We start from the raw sequence: 18007 nt of genomic DNA on the forward strand, positions 1-18007 counted from the left end.
TTCTCCTGGCGACGTCGTATCCATGTCGTGTCCTGTCATTCGTGTGAGTGGATGCAAGTCCTGCTGTGGCCATGCGTCATCGCCACGACCTCCCCGCCCTCTCGCCACCTCGATCACACACGTAGAGACACCGACCGCGACAGAAATGTGACACCCGGCCCGATTCGATCGGTCCCGCCCGGCCTTTGCGCCAGTTCCGTTGCCGATGGCCCCCGGAAGAACAGCTGGCTACGCCGTGAGGAGGCTGGGTATGGAAGCCCCCCGGCGCCGCTCGTGGCGGGAGGTCGCATTTCGCGGGGTGGTTCGAGGAGCGAACTGCGCGGGGTTGGAGACCCGGGTGCCGGCCACGGTGTGCACTCCAAAGTTCGATCTCGGCAACCCGTAGCGAAGAAAGTTCCCTGTGAGGTTGGGGTCTGGTCGGCGTTCGAGACCCCCGACGCAACCGCCGTGATGGGCGAGACGTCCTGCGACCGGGCGTGATGCTCGGTCCGTCGATGCCCTTTCGGGGTACGTCCCGCCTACGCCATGCCTCGCAGATGGCCCGAAGGGCTGTAGTCGATCTTCCAGTCCGTGTACACGCCGAGCATCCCGTCTCGCAGACACCGCAGCCCGATGCTGACCCAGCGCACGTCGTCGCTCCCGTCGCCGACTGGGGCGAAGCCGACGGCGATGGCGAACTCCTCGCCGCCGCAAGGGCATTCACACTGGACCGGTTCGGCCTCGGGCCAGTAGTCCACGCTGTCGGCGATCAGGACGGCGTCGCCGCAGGCCACACATAGCCGTTCGGCGCAACCCGCCTCGTCGTCCACGCCTATCTCGAAGGCTCGTCCGCCGCATTCCGCGCACACCGACTCGGTGACGGTGTCGACGTCGTAGCCACCGGCGCGGTAGTCCTTCACATGCGCGGCGAGGGTGGTGAAATCCTCGCCGCGCCCCGGTTCCTGAGTTTCTTCCAAGGTCACTCGCGCCATTGTGCACGGCGAGCGGGCGCCCTCGGGCCCGCCGTCGGGAAGCTTGCCGAGGTGTGCGGCCCACTCGGGTCGTGCACTGCCGCCGGCCGGTTCGCGATCGGCCTGTGTCAACTGGCGTGTCCAATTGCCCACTGCGTTGGCCGCTGTGCGAACTACCTGGCAAATTGCCAATCACGCCGGCCGGTTGCAGGCGGGTGAATCGCCAACATTGTTGTCATTTCTCGGAGTTCTGACCTGCGGTGTGACAACTAGAGTGACGACAGTGCGGCGCAATCGTGGTCAAGGTAGTCGGCAAATGTTCAGGCTGCGCCAACTCGCCAACGGGTTCACGGCCTGCGAGTGAAACCAGCAGCCCGTCCGGCAAAGCCCACCCGACCCCGACACGCATGCAAGACGGGTAGCAATGAGCGCTGCGGTGTCGACCGCCACGGACCCCGGAGCTGGACGAGACCCACCGCTTTCTCAGTCGGCGAAGTTCTCGGTGTAGCCGAGGAAGAGCGTCCGCCTGCGAGTCAGGGTGTCCTCGAGGCGAGTCCATCCGGGCGCGTCAATACTGCGGTAGATGGGCTTCAGCTCCTCGATGAGCTCGTTCGCCTTCAGCAGGGACAACGGCGTATCCCGTTCGAATCCAATCCAGGACGCACCGATACCAAGTGGACGATAGCCGTAGGCGTCGGCGAGATGACGAGTGACGGTGTAGTTCTGGAACGTGTCCCAGTCGACGCTGAAGTACCCATTCGGGAAGCCGGCGATTGCCGCCAGGCTGTCGCGGACCGGCACGTGGAGAACGTGGATCTCGTCGTCGAGAATGGTGGACGGGTCGTCGTTGACGGCGGCCATCCGGTCAATCCAGTCGGGAGGGCATTCTCGAGTGCCATGCAGTTCGTCCCAGCTCGGTATGAGTTCGCTCCTGCCGAGCTGAGCCGCCGCATGAGCGACCTGCCGGAGTTCGAAGCGCCGTTGAGCGCTTGGGTCGTTCAGAAAGTCGAGATCGTCTGTCGCAACTTCGAGTTCATCGGCCTCGCCGGCGTGCATGCTCGTGTACGAAGCTTGGGCGAGATCGTCGAGGGTAATGAAGATTCGGGAGTCGAGATTTGCGGCTCGTTCTGCAGACACCAGCGTCAAAATGTCATCGACGTCCTGAACGTCACTCAGTCGTGCGCGCGTCAAGACGCTGGTGCGGGGGTCCTGAGCTCCGTCGGGAATCCGGTCGATCTTCATTGACTCAGGCTAGGTCTACGGCCCGTCGCTGCTACTGCCGCCGCGGCAAACCTGACACAGCCGGGCACTTTGATGCCTGCAATGGCGTCCGCCCAAGTGGTCGCGCCGTGAGACTTGCCCTGTCGTAGGGCGCGCCGTGCGACGACGGGTGGGGCGATCCTGGCGACCGCCGCGAAGGGACAATTCCGCTCGGGGAAATCGGTCAACTACCTGACCATCCGCCAACTACCTTGGTTGCCTGGCCGTATGCAACGGCTCGCAGCCTGCCGAAGATATACCGGTCGGTATGGATTCGATGGGGAGTTCACCGGTGATTAGTCGAGTGATTGCATCGGCCGCGCTTGGAGTCAGTGGCTGAAGTCTTCACGACCCCTGACCGTTCCTGTGGCAGCGACCACGACTCGCGATCCGATGCCGCAGATGCTGGTCCCGGTGCCCACATCGGCACCGCAGGTGCAGATTGCACCCTTCGTCGCTCCACCTCCGGCACCCCATGTCAGCTGTCGAGTTTCAGCGAAGATTGACATGACACGCGGCCGCACGTGACAGATGTCGGGAGTGCCGACCGTGCCCGTCAATGTAGGTGCGTCGCCGTAGGCGGATTGGCTGCGGGACCATCTTGGGGCCTGAGGGACATCTCCGACAGATCCTCCGCTAGGAACCATGGACCCCCAACGGACTGACCTGCGCGGCAGGGGTTCTGCGGCGCATCCCGCGACGCAGTAGACGCACGTAGGGGCTCCGCCGGACGGGATTGCGGACCACGCCGGTGGTCGCGAACTCGGCCCTGTCGAGTATCTCCTCGATCACGACATCGTGCAGCCATCGCACAACCAGCGCCCATCGGAGCAGCGCCTTACCGTGCCCGGTTGCGGCCACGAGGTGGTTGAGTTCGGCACGATCAGGGCCGTCGGGCCGCACCGTGAACTCGTGGAAGCCGACGAGTCCGCCGGAACCGTTGAACTGAAACCGAATCCACTCTCCGGGGATGTAGCCCACTACCGTGTAGCGGATTTGGCCGTGGCCGCCGTCCGCGCCGATCCCGAGCGGGCGGTCGAATCGCATTGCGGGCCAGTCGTCGACCGGCCAGAGCGGATCGTCGGGTCCGGCAAGGGCATCGACGAGCCTGCCGAGCTGGTCGGGCGTAGCGGGCAGGGACCGAGCATGAAAGTTGCGGACGAGCACGGCGGCCTCCTCGAATAATAGGGACACATCTCTAAAACCATTTTGGAGGCTACTCTCTAATGCATGGGACGCAACCCCCTCTACGACCGAGACAGCCTGTTGGATGCCGCGCGCGAGCTCGCCGTCGAAGGCGGGCCGGCGGCGGTGACGATGGCGGCCGTGGCGCGCAGGTCGGGGGCACCGAGCGGGTCGATCTATCACCGGTTCCCCGACCGGCCTGCCCTGCTTGCCGCTCTGTGGCTGCGCAGCGTCACCGGGTTCCAGTCGGGCTTCGTGGCCGCAATTGACTCCGAGCCGGGCCGGGAGGGTCTGATCACCGCCGCACGCCACGTCGTGTCCTGGTGTCGGGTGAATCCGGCCGAAGCGACGGTACTGCTGTGGGGCGCAGAGAGTTTCGGCCAGGCGGACTGGGCCGCGGCTGATCGGGAGGCACTCGAGTCCGCGAACGCGCGAACGTACACCGCGGTGCACAAGGCGGCGCGGCAAATGGGGGCAGCGGACGACGAAGAGGTGGAGTTCGCCGAACTTGCGGTGGTCGGGGTGCCCTACGCGATCGTGCGGCGACGTCTGCGAAACGAGACCGAGCTACCCGAGCGGGCGGAAGAGATGGCCGCAGAGGCGGCGCGGGCGCTACTCGACAAGCTCTCCCCCTGACCACAAGGTCACGGCAGGGTCAGCGACGCATGCCTAGTTGATCTAGAGTCGCATCTCGCTTATCTCCGCTGCATCTCGACATCAGCGCTGTCGCTCCTCCAGCACCCGGTGATACGGCCCTGTCGAAGCGCTGACACCTGACCTCGCAGGAGGTACGGAGGATGCCGTTGCCGTTGCCGTTGCCGTTGCCGTTGCCGAGCCCACGCCCACCGCCGCCGACCCGCGTCGATCGCCTGGGCAAGGTTGACCCCGTCTGGGGACGAAGTTAGGTCGTGGTGGCCTGCTCGGGTGCGTCGGCGGGCGCGATGATCTTCGTTTCGTCGCTGGCGCCCGGGGTGATCTCGATACGCCTGGGCTTGGCCTTCTCCACCACAGGGAGGGTGACGGTGAGCACCCCGTTCTGATAGGTCGCGGCGATGTGCTCGGAGTCAATTCCGTCGCCGAGAGACAGCTGACGCATGTAACCCCCTGTGAAGCGTTCGGAGGCCAACCACTGCACGTCGTGTTCGGTGCGCTCGCTGCGCTGGGCCTTCACGGTGAGGATGCCGCCATCGACACTGACCTCGACGGAACCGGGATCCACGCCGGGAAGGTCGGCGTGCAGGACGTAGTGATCGCCGGACCTGTATAGGTCCATCGGCATGAACCGTGGGGCCCGGGCGGATCCGGCCGCCGCCCCGAGCATCTGCTCGCTGAGCCGGTCGAAATCGCGGAATGGATCGAATCGAAGTGGCACAGCAACCACCTCCTACAGGTTGGTGGGCCGCACCCCGCCACCGTGGTGGGATATCGGCTCGGCTGTGCTCCTCTCGGTTTAGCACTTCGCAGGCACTTGTGCCAGTGCCAGTGCCAGGCACGACCGGGCGTGCTGGCATCGCACCGTGCAGGCCTCCGGTAGAGAACCCTCGGGCCACGATCGCCCCCTATGCCCCGCACGGTCCTTGTGCTCGACATCGGCACCCGCACAGTCACCGCAGCCGTCCGCAGCCGCGACGGCCAAGTCACCAATGTGCGCATGGACTACCGCAGCGGCCAACCATTCCGAGGTGAACGACGCGACCCGCGGGGCCCACGGTTTCCGCGGCCCGCGGTGACCGACAGCCCGGCGGACGGCCCGAACATGACCGACGCGATCCACCGCCAGTTGTTCTCCGACTACCGGCGGGCGGGGGTGGAGTTCACAGGCTTGTCCGTGGTTCGGTGTTCGCCGCGGACACGTGATCCGTGGCCCCCCTCAGCGACCATTCCTCGGCTGGTGTCGTACTCGGCGGTGCAGGTGGCGCGACTCCGCCAACGTGAGCGGGTCCTGAGCGCACGGGTCACCGGGACGACGCCTTCAGTGCTGCGCTACGCCTCGCGGGCCGCGACACGCGCGAGCAGGCGATCGCCCCCGGCGCCGAAACGGTCACCGAAATCGCGGGCGAGTTCGGGGCCCTGCAGGGCGGCAAAGCTGCGCGCGTCGAGCTCGGGATCAGCGTCGTCCGCGGAGTGCAGCCAGATCCACACGTCATTCCCCGCGGCATCGCGAAACTCGCCATCCGCCTGCATCCGCTGGATCGCACGCACGATCCGGCTCTCGTATTGCAGCCGGAGGGCATCATAGGCACCTGCCTCGAGCTCTTTCCCCGTACCGTCGATCAGTGCCTGGGTGCCAGAGAGCACCCAGATTGCGCTCGTTACCCGCCCTGGCGCGGCATCGTCCGGGTCTTCAGCGCTGAGCGGCCACTCCGGTGGACTCCAGGCCCACTGCGCCTTGTCTGCGCTCGACCCCTCGAGCCCAGCGGCCCAGGTCGCACCGGCCCCGGCAACGAAGAAGCCGGTGAGGTCTTCGACCATGCCGCAGGCCACCATCGCGAGCGAGTCGTCGGCATCGCGGAGTTCCGCGACGCACGCGCGGAGCGTAATGAGGATCGCCGCGTCGAGGCCGGCAAAGTCAAACACGGGCTCACCGTAACACCAGGAGACGGCGCCGAGCCTGACGCCGGCCCTGCCGTCGACTCCGCTGCGAACGGCGCTCCCCGACTGCAAACCGGCAGCGGGACAACCACCGCGCGCGCTCGGCCACACACTTGAAATCTGCCAACTGGCCTGACGATTCACAATTGCGGCGCCGCCTGTGAACCGCCAACGGTGTTGGCAATTCCCGGAGCCCTGATCTGTGGTGTGCCAAATAGCGTGGCGACGGCGGAGCACGATCGTGGTCATCGAAGTTGGCATTTGGTCGGTCGGTGGCGGGTCCACCAGCTGGATCAGCGTCAGGGTCACGGCCGGTAGGGAAAAGCGTGCTCCTGACGAGTGAGAGCAGACCTGCGCGAGGAGTCGTCGCCGCGACCCGCCCGGCGTTTTCGCGCCCTACAGCCGGTGAGGACTTGTCGGCGCCCTATCCTGCGTTCTGGGCGGCCAGGTTTCGCGCCACCTCGGCCTGCCACACGTCGTTGGCGCGCGCGGTGTCGATCTCGTACTCGTAGCGCGTGGTCATCTCTGGGGACACGTCGCCGACGTCGACATAGAACTGCCGATACCACCGCCGCAGCTGGTAGACCGGGCCGTCCTCTTCGGTGAGCAGGGGGTTCTCGATCCTCGTCTTTGACCGCCACACCTCGATGTCCTCGAGGAAGCCCCGGCTGAAGTTGCCCGAGAACGCTCGCGCCATCCGGTCGTTCTGCTCGTCGGTGAGACCCGGCAGCTTCTGCACCGCAATTCCCCACTGCAACATGAAGGACTCGGACGAGATCGGATAGTGCGAATTGATCAGCGCGACCTCGATCACCGAGTCCGGTGCGACGTGATTGTGGATGAGGTTCACCATGTAGGCAGGGCCGAAATAGGTTGCCTCCGAAACCAGATGCGCATCCTCCGAGGAGTGTTTGCCCGCGCCGAACACGTCCGGGCGGGCCTTCGAATGCATGAACTGCGATGCGCAGTGCCCGCCGAGCACGTTCTTGAAGTAGGTCGGATAGGCGTGGTGGATGTAGAAGAAGTGCGCCATGTCGACGGTGTTGTCGATGATCTCCCGGCAGTGCGAGCCCTCGATCCGTTCCGAGTTCCACACCCAATCAGTCCATGCCCCCGATTCGATGCCGTCGATCGTTGGGGGCAGCAGATCCGTTGATGCATCGGACCCTTCGGGGTCGTGCCAGATCAGCAACTGACCATTGCGCTCGGCCGTAGGCCACCTGCGGGTTCTGGCCAGCCGGGGCACCCGGCGTGCATAGGGAACGCCCGTGCAACGACCAGTGAGCCCATCCCAGCGCCAGTCGTGGAACGGACAGGCGATCGCATCGTCTTTGATCATCCCGCCCGACAGGTCGGCACCCATGTGTCGGCAGTACGCGTCGAGCGCCCGAAGCTCGCCGCCGGCTTCGGCGAAGACCACGAGCCGGGTCCCGAATGCATCAAGGCCATGCGGCCGGCCGTCCCGAAACGTGTCGGCGAGCCCCACGCAGTGCCAGCCGCGCGCGTAGCGGTCGATCGGCTGGCCGGTGTCTATGTCGCGATAGTCCATACCCGGATTTAAGCGCGCGTGCTTAAATCCGTCAAGGGTAAGTTCTCTATCCATGACCGTCGACGCATTGCTGCGCGCTGGCGAACGAATGTTCGCCGATCGCGGCGCCGATGTCCCCCTGCGCGAGATCGCGATCGCCGCGGGCCAGCGAAACAACTCCGCGGTGCAGTACCACTTCGGCGATCGCCAAGGCCTGATCGCGGCGATCGTGCGACGGCGGCTGCAGTCGGTGGAGGCCTCAGGCGCCCGGCTTCTGGTCGGTGTCGACCGCAGCGACACCCATGCGCTCGTAGAAGTGCTGGTGGCTTCCCTCGTCGATACATCGGTCGAGCAGGGAAGTACCCACTACTTCCGGTTCCTGGAGGTCATGCGCACCCAGGTAAAAGGGTGGCCTGCCGGTGAAGACACCACCTGGTCGATGATCACGAACACGCTGGCCGAACTCCTCCCTGAGGGCACGCGGCGGGAGCGGATCAGCCGCATCTCATCGATGGCGACCACGCTGTTCGCGCTCCTGGCCGACTTCGAGCGTGCACACGAGGGCGCCGACCGATTCGGGCCTACGCAGCCGCAGATCGTGGAGATGCTCGTCGGGCTCCTACGCGCACCAATGCACTCACGATGACTGCACGCTGGTTTGAACGCTTCGACTGGTGGAGCCCAGGGGTCCCCGCAACGCAGTAGAGACGACGGGCTGCAGGCCGATATCGCCCATCGCCCCGACGGGACGCCGGCGTGATGTCGAGTGCCGCGGTGCCATTACCGCGGCGTTGTGGGTGTGGCTCTCCCGGTCGGTGCCGACGCCTCGCCAGGAGTGAAGTCGCGACTCGCAGATGGGGAAGGGCGGGCGGCGCCAAACCTCAGGCGGTGCCAGCCGCGGCTCCCTGACTTATATGGATTCGCGGTCTCGTGTTCGACCTGACGGGTTCGTATCGTGCGGAGGTGTGTCAACTAGCGTGTCCAATTGCCAACAGCGGTGACCGCTGTGCCACCTATTTGGCAAATGCCGACGCTTTGACCTGCGGTGTGACAACTATCCTGACCACTACCGATCGCAATCGTTGTCATCAAAGTTGGCAATTGTTCGCTGCGTCTCCGGCGCACCCAACCCAGGCGGAGCCACTCTTCAGTCAACGCGTCGGGCTCGTTGACATCGTCGAGCAGGTCCGGCATGGGCGGCTACGTGGGATCCGGGTCGATGTAGTTCCTGTACCCCTACGCGCACCTCAGTTGAGGATCTCGCCACGCTCGCTCGAGCGAAGCGCCGACAGCCGCTCCCGCCAGGTCTGAAGCTGTTCGGGTGTCAGTCGCGTCCACTCGGTGATCTCTCCGACGACGCGCAGTGGGGCGCTACTGCGATACGACCGAGTGGGGTTACCTGGGAACTTCTTGTCAGTGACGTTCGGGTCATTGTCGAACTCCCCGGTTGGCTCTACTGAATAAACTCGCGGATTTGCGTCACTGCCCGAGAGTTCTGCAGCGATCTGCGCAGCGAGGCCGGCTCCATCGACGAGGGCAGTGAAGTAGATGTGGTTCATCACGAACTCAGGGCGGTAGTTCGATGGGCGGCCTGCGGTGAGGAACTCACCGACGCGCAGGTCCGCGATCGTGCCATGGAAGAACGGCCCCTCATCGAGCAGTCTGGACATCTATATTCCTCTCGTCTACCTGGTGGGACGAGCGAGTCTTCCGCATCACCGGGGCCTTGCCGCAAGCCCCCACCCACGCCGTATCCTGAAGGTGGACAAGACGCGACCGCGCTGCGCGCCCAACTCTCACACGGCACGGCGCCCCCGGCGGCAGCCTGCACACTCAGACGCCGCCCGACCGCAGTGAATCGCCAGCGTAGTTGTCATTTCCCGGAGCACTGACCTGCCGCGCGTCACTAGGGTGACGATGACAGGGTGCGGTCGTTGTCATCGAAGTTGGCATTTGTTCGCGGCTGTTCGTTGACTGAGCGAGCTGTGTCGAATTGCCGGATGCGCTGGTGGTGCCCGCCCGACCGGGGCAGTCCCAGGTCAGTTGGTGCGGTCATGCGAGTGGTTGTGCCGCAGCACCTTTACGAACCCGTCGACCAGCGGGCGAGATGTGGACGTGCTCAGCGGGTGCGATCGCGCACCTCGTCGACGGCCGCCGCGATGGGCATGGACAGCGCGGGGCCGTGGCCGGGGAGGATGGTGTCGGCGTCGAGCGCGGCGAGGTGGTCGAGTGCCCCGAGCGTGTCTTCCTTGCCGTGGTCGAAGACCGGTGGGAGTAGTTGCGGTCCCTGGATCTTCGACAGCGGATGCGCGGTGACGAGGGCATCGCCGGTGACGACGACGCCGTGCTGCGGCAGGTGGAACGCGGTGTGCCCGGAGGTGTGACCGTGGGTGGCGACCGGCACGGGGCCGCCCGGCAGATCCAAAGGATGACCCAGTGTGAAGGCCTGTGCGTTGACCGACACTGATCGGGTGGCGCCTGCGCGTGCGATGCGCAGCAGCCACGGCAGCACGCCGTGCTTGTGCAGCATCGGGATGAAGTCCTTGCCCGTGGCCTGCTCGAGGTACTCGCGGCGCGCGTGTGCGACCTCGGTCGGGTCCGTGAACACCGGGATCCCGTAGCGGTCGTGGAACGCGACGATCGCGCCCATGTGATCGACGTGCGCGTGCGTGAGCAGCATGCCCTGGACATCTTCCGGCCGCCGGCCCAGCGCACGGATGGCGCTGTCGACTGCGGTGACATCCCCGGGGTAGCCGCCGTCGACCAGGGTGAGCGCGTCACCGTCCCGCAGGAGCACGAAGTTCACATCCGTCCCGGTACCACGGAACACATCGGGCGCTACTTCCTCGACAGTCGTCACGGAAATCCATTGTGTCGCATCGACAAAGAGAAACACCGGGCAGGGGGAGAGTTCCGGAAGGAAACCAGACAACGATGCTTCTCGGCATCACGAGCGGGTCACTCGCGGCCCTGATGCTCAACCTGTTCGCAATCAGAGCGCTATGCGACTTCTGGGAGATCGATCCGCATCCTTCCGCGGGTGCGATGTTGGCATTTCGGGGCGCCTGACTGCGCTTTGGCCAACCATCCTGACCAATGGCCAACTATGTTGGCGAAGTGGCCAACTGTGGTGACGATTGGCCAACTGTGGTGACGATTCATGATTTTGTGAATCGCCAACACTTTTGGCAATTCCCGGAGCTCTGACCTGCGGTCTGACAACTAGCGTGACGACGGCAGGGCGCGATAGTCGTCATCGAAGTTGGCATTTGTTCGCGGCTGTTTGTTGACTGAACGAAATATGGCGGGTAAGGCCGATCAGCGGACTGGCGCGTGCCCGGCCCGGCTCAGGTGAACTCTTGCGCGCGCACCGAACCAACGAACCGGACCGGCGTCAACGGCCAACCGCGGAAGGGAACGGCGGGCTGGTGCTGGCGAAGTGTCTCACCGTCCGTGTCGCAGAGTCGACCGATTACGCGACGCACGGCTGCGGTCATCCATCCCCGCACCGCGACGATCCGCATCCGCGATGTGCACTCGGGGCGGGTTGTCGGCGAAGCCAGTCCTGGTGGGGATGCTGGTGGCATCGATCCCGAAAAGACAAGTTGACTTGACTAATGGTATCAAGGCGGCTTGACTTGCCGTCATGCGTGGACATGCTGGCGCGAACCAGGTGCGAGAGCACAGGCGACTTGCCGGTTTCACTCAAGCCCAGGTGGCCGCCCTCGTCGGAGTCAGTCGGCAGAGTGTCGTGTCCATCGAGCGCGGCGATTACGCCCCCAGCGTGTATCTGGCCCTGCGGTTGGCGCGGGCGCTCGACTCGAGTGTCGAGGTGCTGTTTCCCCTACGCGAGGAGTCGGAATGAGCAGGTTGGTCGAGGTCTTGAGATTCGTCGGTGATCTCGACGACGATTTCTACGCCGACGAGCGGCAACGGGACGTCTGGAACGAGGCGTCCGCGGTCGGGTTTCAGTTCTTTTACTGGGTCGCGCTCCTCGCCTCTGCTGTTCTGCCGTGGGCGGCGGGACGGGCCGGGGCCTGGATTGCGCTCGGCGTGCTGATCACCTGGCTGCTCGGTTCGGCCGCCACGATGACGTACGCGCGGAGCCGTGACGTCGACCCTGGAGCGACCGAGAACTGGTTGCGCCCAAGGGTTTTCCTCGCTGCTGTCGTGTATCTGATCGGCGCGCTCGGGGTGGTCTCGGAACTGCTGCTCGCCACCGGGGTCGGTACCTGGTTCGGTGTCGTGGTCGGCGCCGCCGGCGGTCTGGTCGCGGCTGCCTGGTCGGTGCGGCGCGAGCGTCAGCGAAGAGCGGAACGTGACCTTCTCGACGAGGACTTCTGAAGCCGGACGTCACGCCCGGCCGGGTTGCCATGGGGATTCTGAGCAGGCCGCGGGCTACGCCGGATTCACCGCGGCCGACGCGCCGGCATATGGGGTGCGGATCTACGGCTGCACACTCGGAGCGAGAGGGTGCAGGCTCTTGGTCGACTTTCTCGACAAGGTCTCGAAGGCGGTGTGAATCGCCATCATAGTTGTCATCTCACGGCCTCTTGACCTGCGGATTGACAACTACGGTGACGAGAGACCCCCTTGAGGATTGTCAGGATAGTTGGCAATTGTTCACGCACCAGAAGTGAGACCATCGAGCCTGTGGCCGGGGGATGGGTCGTCAAACGCGAGGTCGAGGTCGTCGACGCTCCCGTCCAGGCGGAGGGCGGCTACGGTGCCGTCGGCCAGCCAGACCGTGCCGTCGGCGGTGGCGGACGGCCGCGTCAGGGGAGCGGAAAGGGGGACAACCACCGCCGGCCTGTCCGAGTCCCGGTCGAGCAGCACGAACAGCCACTGACCGGCCCCGCCGGGTGGCAGATCGTCCGGCCCGGTGCCAGGCCACCACCCTCTCCGGCCGTCGCCGCGCGGCCGATACGTGACGGTCCACGGCTGGTCGCCGATCAGGCAACAGACTTTGGCGGAATGTGCAACGGCTGGAACGGCGTAGCCGTCGGATGGGTCGGCGACAGCTGCAACGATCACCTCTACTCATTCAAGGCCTGGACTCTCATGCCAGCCGCGACAGGGTCGGTGGCGTAGGTCAGGACCAGCGGGCCGCTCCACAGGACGCAGATGGTCCGTCGACGCCAGCGAAGGACGGGGTCTCCCGGCGTGGCATCCGTCGGGAGGCCTCGTGTGCCGCCCAGCCATTAGGGCGTGTCTGACAAAGATTGAGCGTTCTGGCTGGAACTCTGGTCCCGTGTCGCGTTTTCAGTTGCTCTCGGATGCCCAGTGGTCGTTGATCGAGGGGATGCTCCCGAAACCGACGGGACGCCCGGGCCGGAAGGGAATGGCCGCGACATACTATCGCGGTGAGGGCGAAGCGCCAGGCCGAGATTCCGGCACCGGTGTGAGGGAGGGGTCAGGATGTTCGGCAGGATCTTAGGCAGGATGTTCGATCCGAAGATGTTCGGTTCGAAGATGTTCGGTTCGGAGACGAAGCTCAACGATCTGATGGAGCAGCTCAGGCCCGACCTGAGTCGGGAATCGCTCGGCGTCGGGCCTGACTTTCCGGGCGTCGCCCCGAACCCGTTCATGAGCAGTGGTGCATTGAAGCGCATTGCGGAACTGCGTACGGGGGCGCTTGCGCTCGGCGTTCTCGTCGACTGGCGGGAGGTCAACAGCAATCCACGCGTGGTCCTGATGTTCGACGTGGAGACCGCCGCCGGCATCTCGTTCCGCGGTATCGCAGACGAAAGCCTCACGATCACCGAGCTCACCCGACTCGCCCCAGGACAGACGTTGCCCGTGCGCTACAGGCCGACCGTCATGGACCACTACGTCGCCCTTGCCCGGGACGCGGACCCCGCCCATGTGCAGCAGCTCTCTGACGAGATCGCGAGCCGCAAGCGGACCTGACCCGAAGCCATTGGCCGGGTATACCTAGTCGCGCCGCGCGGGCCCGCACCCCTTGCTTGTGTGTGGAACACATATTCACTGTGACCGAATCTGCCGACCGACGCGATAGCGCGCTCCTGCTGCACAACCTGGGGCACGAACTCCGGTCAAGAGCTGGAGAGGTTGCCGGTAGCGGAAACATCGAGCACATCCACTATGTCGCCAAGTATCGGGAAACCGGATACATCCTCAATGATTCGAATCTCGTTCCCGCATTCGAAGGCACGAGCCACTGCGATGTTCACGTCTGGAGATCCCCAGACGGAGTTCGAAAGATAGTTCAAAAAAGAAACGGAAGGCCGCAACCGTCCAATCCTCAGCCGACCACAAGCCCGCCCCAGGTGGAATTCAATCGAAGAAACCCGCTGCGGGCTGTCGACACCGAGTCGGCATTGAGCGTCATCTCGTCGACGGCAAGAATCTGGAAGGAACGGATCATCCCCCCATGGTTGACCAGCGCCATTCTGATTGAGCTCTCTCGGCGCCCTGCAGTAGAGGCTGAAGTGGCGAAGCAAAATGGTCGCGAAACCATCGCAATTTCAGTCGAAGGAACTAGCTTCGACGAGTTGGTCAGGCATGTCCTCATATTCGATAGAAACACCGCAATGCCGAGCAGGGAGTACGTCCTGGGCCACAATTCTGATTCTGCCCAAACTGGTTGGGCGGTGGTTGATGAAGTCTGCTGGCTTGATTTTTCACGCGTCGAGTCCTTCGGCGATATCCCAGTCGGTCCATGACTTAGTCGCACAGGTTCTGCCCATACTTCGTTGGCTCCTGAGCCTCGCGCTTTCACGCTGACCGACCGGAAGCCCGTGCACCAACGATTCCCCCGACGGGCACCCGCACCGGTTCCCGGACTCCCGGCGACGTCGAGGCCGGCGGCCGAGAGCCCGGACTAGGCCCCATTGCCCCCGCGTGCTGACCGCCGATCATTCAACGGCTCGCAAGGGGAACCCCGCCCCGGGCGACCAAGGATAGGCGCGGCAGGCAATGCGCCGCACCTGGATTCCATACCGGCGCCGCGCACGTAGATGGGTACTCGCCTGGGCGGGGCTTCCAGGGCTCAACCGTCTATGCCCGCGTACGTGGCGGTGGACCGCCGCAACAGCTGGGTGACTTTCTCGTCGGAGTAGTCCGCCGGTGCGGTCACGGTGCCGGTCCGCGGGCACCAGAGGACGCTGGAGTCAATCCGAGTCATGAGCGATGCAAGCCCATCGGTCCACCTCTCGAGCACGGCGTCATCAGGCTCGGTAGCTGATTCCCATTCGAGGATCCACGGCGCCATCGCGCCCCACTGAAAGGCCGGATCGGCACGGCGAGCGGTAGGCATGGCGGCCATTCTGGCGACCGATCGCCTGACTTGCCAAGACCGCAGGTCACGAGGCTTTCCACACGAAAGAGCGTGAGCCATCGGCACCTGCACCACTCCCGGTGTGGCCCATTCGGTCCGAGAGGCCCATCACGCATCAGGAGGCCTGCCGTGTCGATATCACCCATTTTCGCCCGCACGCGGAGCCCTCAGCAGTTCGGCGAATCCCGGCAGGTGTTCCCAGTGTCGGAATTAGTGTCATCGAGGTCGCAGGGCACGTCGACGCGCACACTTTGCCCGACTTCGTGGAGCGCCTGGACGCCGGAGTCAACGCCGCCGAGCACGGCCTTGTCGTCGATCTCGCCCTCGCGGCTGCACCTACTCGGTCGCCTCGGCAGTTCCTGAGGTACCCGGGCGTGGCCAGGGTCGCGCCACAAACCGTTCGATGTCGGTGTTGAATCGCTTGAGCCACTCGGCGAGGGTCTCGACGTCTTCAGGGCGTCCAGTCGGCCATCACGCTCTGCAGTGCACGAGCATGGATGGAACGTTCCGCCTCGAGGCGGAGCGTCCCCTCGGCGGTGATGGCGAACTTGCGGGCCATTCCTCCGTCGGGGCCCGGGATACGTTCGACGAGTTCGGCTTTCAGCATGCCCGGGGCAGCTCGTCCGACTCGTCACCACCGCGGTGCGGTGACGGACGCCTGCAAAGGCCGACACCCACAGGTTCGCCACGCGAGGCAACGCCGGCCCCTGGCCAACTATCCTGACCATTGGGCCAACAAAGTTGGCGAAGTGGCCAACTACGATGACGATTGGCCAACTACGGTGACCGTTCACAGGCGGCGGTGTGAACCGTCATCGCAGTTGGCATTTGCCGGGGCTCTGATCTGCGGTGTGACAACTAGCGTGACGACAGTCGAGCGTGATCGTTGTCATCGAAGTTGGCAATTGTTCGCGGCGGTTCGTTTGCCAAATCATGTTGTCGCGGCGGTTGGCGATGCAATCGTCCTGGTGCATCGATCTGTACAGATGGTCGCGATTCGCTCAGTGGCTCTGAACGGCACCGTGCGGGCTCAACACCCTCGTTGGCGTACCGGACCCAGGCGGAGGCCAACGATGCGTTCGCGAGCAGAGGTGGATCAGAACTCTTCGACACCAACGGGTTTCGAGACACCTCCCACGGTTGCGGGTGCACCTATCGGCCCTCGGCATCGGGTTTCTCGGCGACCGTTGGTACCCCGACCTGCTGCCAGAATCGCCGGACGATCATTCCCTCGCACTGGGCTGACGGGCCGTCACGTAGCGTTGGCGAACAGCGCGGTTAGGCGGGGCAGCCGGGCGGCGGTCTGCTCGGGCGTCCACACCGGTCCGACAGCGTCGGCGTTGCAGGGGCTGTCGTGGCCGATCGCCTGCAGCACCTCCTCCAGGGCGTCCTCCTCTCCGGTGAGACGCGCGTACGCATCCTGGGCGCAGTAGTCCAGGAGCTCCCAGTCCGGGAAGTCTTCGTCTTCCCACTGCTCGTACGGCAGCGCGGCGAGGTGCCGGAATGCGGGGTGTTCGGCGAGGGCGTCCGGGTCGTGGACGGCGAGGCCGTGGGCGTCGCGGCCGAGGCCGATCAGCCAGACGTGGAAGTACCACAGGCCGTCGTCGCTGACCCGCCCGCGCAGGGCCAGGGCGGCCAGCGCCAGGGTGCCCGTGGTGTCCAGCGGGGCACGGGCCTCGTCCAGGCGCAGCTGGAATTCCAGAACCTCCGGCAGCGGCAGTTCGGCCAGCCGCGCGGTCAGCCGCTCCGCCCGCTCACACACCGGACCGCCCGCCCCGCTCGACTCCACTAGTGTCCAGAATCCGTCCGTGTCCATGGCCGGAATCCTCGCACCTGCCGGTGACACATCACGGACTTGACCTCGAGCGGAGCCTGCTGCGGACGCTCTGCGGCCGGACTGCGATTTCTTCCAATGCCGGGGCGGTGTGAGAACGCGCTGACCGGCTTCGGGAGCGATCACCTCGAGGGTCGCCTCCAGCCGGGTGCTCGGCCGATGACGCAGGTCGGGCGGATATCGCAGCCACTGAATTCACCCGCGATGGGCGAAGGTAGCGGTTCGACGGGCGATTAGCCTCGCCGTTGACGGTCGGGCGTTGAGGCGTCGCCGTTGACCTGTTGATTCGAGAAGGGACGCCCCGTGGCCGAGATCGTGACCCGAGACAACTTCGTAGAGGCTGAAACCGCGCACTACTTCCGGGAGCAGCTCGCCAAGGCCCCGGTCAACGAATACTTCCACTCCAGGGTGCCGGTGAACGTCGAAACCCAGGTCGTGATCCGGTCGAACGTGGACCTGATCTACTCCTTCGCCGTCGTCGACGTGACCGAGGAGGCCACCTTCTCGCTCGCACCGTCCAACGAATACCAGGTGGCGGAGATCATCGACGAGAACCACTACGTCGTCGGCGTGATCTACCCCGGTGAGACCTTGACGGTGCGCAACACCGACCTGTCCGCCGGCACCCACGTGTATGTCGCGGGCCGCACCGCGACCGGCGGCGGGCTCGACCGCGCCCACGAGTTGCAGGACGCGCGCCGGATCACCGCCGCTACCACCAACCCGTACCGAGGCCGGGAGTTCGACGAGGACACCCGCAAGTCGGTCGGCGCCGACCTGGAAACCCATGCCGCCGAAGCGGACTTCTCCAAGGGCTTCGGCACCCCAGCCAGTACGGACCCCTACCAGCATCTGCTGGGCGCCCGCCTGGGCTGGGGTGGTCTGCCGCCCGAGGATGCCCAGTACTTCCAGGCGGTGGCCACATCCACCGGTGCCGATGTGTGGACCTTCGATGTTCCGCCGCTGGACTACGAGCACAACGGTTACTTCTCGGTGATCAAGTACGACGGGATGGGCTGGCTCGACGTCGACCGACCCGGCCTGTCCGACAGCGAACTTGTCCGCAACGACGACGGCACCATCAGCATCTGGTTCGGCGACGACCGCGTAGCGAACAAGCCGAACGTCATCCGCGCGACCGAGGGGCAGAAGTTCTACTACGGCATGCGTGTCTACCGTCCGCGCGACGTCGAGGAAACTCGTCAATTCATCGAACAGGTTCGGTCGACACCGATCACTCCAGCTGGCTGACAGCTGCACCGCCAGCCGCTCCACTGCAGCGCTCGCGCAGCGCGCGACCGCAGCATCGACCACCGGCCCCACCCTTCCGAACCCGTTGGTACACAAGCGAAGCCGGT

The 18007-nt window shown here is 65.1% G+C and carries 19 protein-coding genes and 1 pseudogene; 8 read left to right on the plus strand and 12 right to left on the minus strand.

All coding sequences use genetic code 11. The features are described from left to right. Nucleotides 1–518: 518 nt before the first annotated feature. The 3 genes from AC1DWC_RS09185 to AC1DWC_RS09195 form a co-directional block, all read right to left on the minus strand. On the minus strand, nt 519–962 hold the full coding sequence (locus AC1DWC_RS09185; protein ID WP_477907366.1) for a hypothetical protein: 444 nt from the start codon (nt 960–962) through the stop codon (nt 519–521). Nucleotides 963–1433: 471 nt separating this feature from the next. After that, nucleotides 1434–2192 carry a hypothetical protein gene (locus AC1DWC_RS09190; protein WP_477907368.1) on the minus strand — a complete coding sequence of 253 codons (759 nt, stop codon included), beginning with the start codon at nt 2190–2192 and terminating at the stop codon, nt 1434–1436. Between the two features lie 654 nt (nt 2193–2846). Continuing rightward, nucleotides 2847–3377 (minus strand): SRPBCC family protein, encoded by a 531-nt coding sequence (locus AC1DWC_RS09195; RefSeq protein WP_477907370.1) that lies wholly within the window; start codon nt 3375–3377, stop codon nt 2847–2849. Nucleotides 3378–3440: 63 nt separating this feature from the next. Here AC1DWC_RS09195 and AC1DWC_RS09200 point away from each other — a divergent pair, with 63 nt between their 5' ends. Next, nucleotides 3441–4031, plus strand: a complete 591-nt coding sequence (locus tag AC1DWC_RS09200) for a TetR/AcrR family transcriptional regulator (protein WP_477907372.1) — start codon at nt 3441–3443, stop codon at nt 4029–4031. 265 nt (nt 4032–4296) lie between these two features. On the opposite strand, the gene AC1DWC_RS09205 is transcribed toward AC1DWC_RS09200, so the two are convergent. The 3 genes from AC1DWC_RS09205 to AC1DWC_RS09215 all read right to left on the minus strand — a co-directional run bounded on the left by AC1DWC_RS09205 (nt 4297) and on the right by AC1DWC_RS09215 (nt 7536). Then, nucleotides 4297–4716, minus strand: a complete 420-nt coding sequence (locus tag AC1DWC_RS09205; protein ID WP_477907595.1) for an Hsp20/alpha crystallin family protein — start codon at nt 4714–4716, stop codon at nt 4297–4299. 662 nt (nt 4717–5378) lie between these two features. Continuing rightward, a complete protein-coding gene (locus tag AC1DWC_RS09210; RefSeq protein ID WP_477907375.1) occupies nt 5379–5972 on the minus strand; it encodes a hypothetical protein in 594 nt (197 codons plus the stop codon). Between the two features lie 439 nt (nt 5973–6411). Further along, complete coding sequence (locus AC1DWC_RS09215; protein WP_477907377.1) at nt 6412–7536, minus strand: 3-ketosteroid-9-alpha-monooxygenase, oxygenase component; 1125 nt, start codon at nt 7534–7536, stop codon at nt 6412–6414. A 52-nt stretch (nt 7537–7588) separates the two neighbouring features. Here AC1DWC_RS09215 and AC1DWC_RS09220 point away from each other — a divergent pair, with 52 nt between their 5' ends. After that, complete coding sequence (locus tag AC1DWC_RS09220) at nt 7589–8161, plus strand: TetR/AcrR family transcriptional regulator (RefSeq protein WP_477837129.1); 573 nt, start codon at nt 7589–7591, stop codon at nt 8159–8161. A 601-nt stretch (nt 8162–8762) separates the two neighbouring features. On the opposite strand, the gene arr is transcribed toward AC1DWC_RS09220, so the two are convergent. Together arr and AC1DWC_RS09230 are read right to left on the minus strand one after the other, a co-directional pair. Further along, the gene (gene arr / locus AC1DWC_RS09225) at nt 8763–9185 is read right to left on the minus strand and encodes an NAD(+)--rifampin ADP-ribosyltransferase (RefSeq protein ID WP_477907380.1); all 423 of its coding nucleotides are present in this window, start codon (nt 9183–9185) and stop codon (nt 8763–8765) included. A 449-nt stretch (nt 9186–9634) separates the two neighbouring features. After that, a complete protein-coding gene (locus AC1DWC_RS09230; protein ID WP_477907382.1) occupies nt 9635–10375 on the minus strand; it encodes an MBL fold metallo-hydrolase in 741 nt (246 codons plus the stop codon). A gap of 786 nt (nt 10376–11161) precedes the next feature. Here AC1DWC_RS09230 and AC1DWC_RS09235 point away from each other — a divergent pair. Next, nucleotides 11162–11380 carry a helix-turn-helix transcriptional regulator gene (locus tag AC1DWC_RS09235; RefSeq protein WP_442239622.1) on the plus strand — a complete coding sequence of 73 codons (219 nt, stop codon included), beginning with the start codon at nt 11162–11164 and terminating at the stop codon, nt 11378–11380. Continuing rightward, nucleotides 11377–11859 carry a hypothetical protein gene (locus tag AC1DWC_RS09240; protein ID WP_477907384.1) on the plus strand — a complete coding sequence of 161 codons (483 nt, stop codon included), beginning with the start codon at nt 11377–11379 and terminating at the stop codon, nt 11857–11859. The genes AC1DWC_RS09235 and AC1DWC_RS09240 overlap by 4 nt, the downstream gene beginning before the upstream one ends. Before the next feature lie 279 nt (nt 11860–12138). On the opposite strand, the gene AC1DWC_RS09245 is transcribed toward AC1DWC_RS09240, so the two are convergent. Continuing rightward, nucleotides 12139–12549 carry a hypothetical protein gene (locus AC1DWC_RS09245; protein ID WP_477907386.1) on the minus strand — a complete coding sequence of 137 codons (411 nt, stop codon included), beginning with the start codon at nt 12547–12549 and terminating at the stop codon, nt 12139–12141. Between the two features lie 408 nt (nt 12550–12957). On the opposite strand from AC1DWC_RS09245, the gene AC1DWC_RS09250 reads away from it, so the two are divergent. After that, entirely contained in the window at nt 12958–13425 is a 468-nt protein-coding gene (locus tag AC1DWC_RS09250; RefSeq protein WP_477907388.1) for a hypothetical protein, read from the plus strand. A gap of 80 nt (nt 13426–13505) precedes the next feature. After that, on the plus strand, nt 13506–14201 hold the full coding sequence (locus tag AC1DWC_RS09255) for a hypothetical protein (protein ID WP_477907390.1): 696 nt from the start codon (nt 13506–13508) through the stop codon (nt 14199–14201). Between the two features lie 326 nt (nt 14202–14527). Here the strand turns inward: AC1DWC_RS09255 and AC1DWC_RS09260 are convergent, their stop codons facing one another. After that, on the minus strand, nt 14528–14662 hold the full coding sequence (locus AC1DWC_RS09260) for a hypothetical protein (RefSeq protein WP_477907392.1): 135 nt from the start codon (nt 14660–14662) through the stop codon (nt 14528–14530). A 604-nt stretch (nt 14663–15266) separates the two neighbouring features. Then, nucleotides 15267–15422, minus strand: a complete 156-nt coding sequence (locus AC1DWC_RS09265) for a hypothetical protein (protein WP_477907394.1) — start codon at nt 15420–15422, stop codon at nt 15267–15269. Between the two features lie 533 nt (nt 15423–15955). On the opposite strand from AC1DWC_RS09265, the pseudogene AC1DWC_RS09270 reads away from it, so the two are divergent. Continuing rightward, nucleotides 15956–16054: pseudogene (locus AC1DWC_RS09270) on the plus strand (pseudouridine synthase); the annotation flags it as partial. Nucleotides 16055–16067: 13 nt separating this feature from the next. Here the strand turns inward: AC1DWC_RS09270 and AC1DWC_RS09275 are convergent. After that, entirely contained in the window at nt 16068–16631 is a 564-nt protein-coding gene (locus tag AC1DWC_RS09275; protein WP_477907396.1) for a DUF4240 domain-containing protein, read from the minus strand. A 321-nt stretch (nt 16632–16952) separates the two neighbouring features. On the opposite strand from AC1DWC_RS09275, the gene AC1DWC_RS09280 reads away from it, so the two are divergent. Next, nucleotides 16953–17900: a DUF1254 domain-containing protein gene (locus tag AC1DWC_RS09280; protein ID WP_477907398.1), complete on the plus strand. Its 948-nt coding sequence runs from the start codon at nt 16953–16955 to the stop codon at nt 17898–17900. Nucleotides 17901–18007: the final 107 nt, after the last annotated feature.

It is taken from the genome of Rhodococcus sp. P4_C10 (assembly GCF_056402135.1).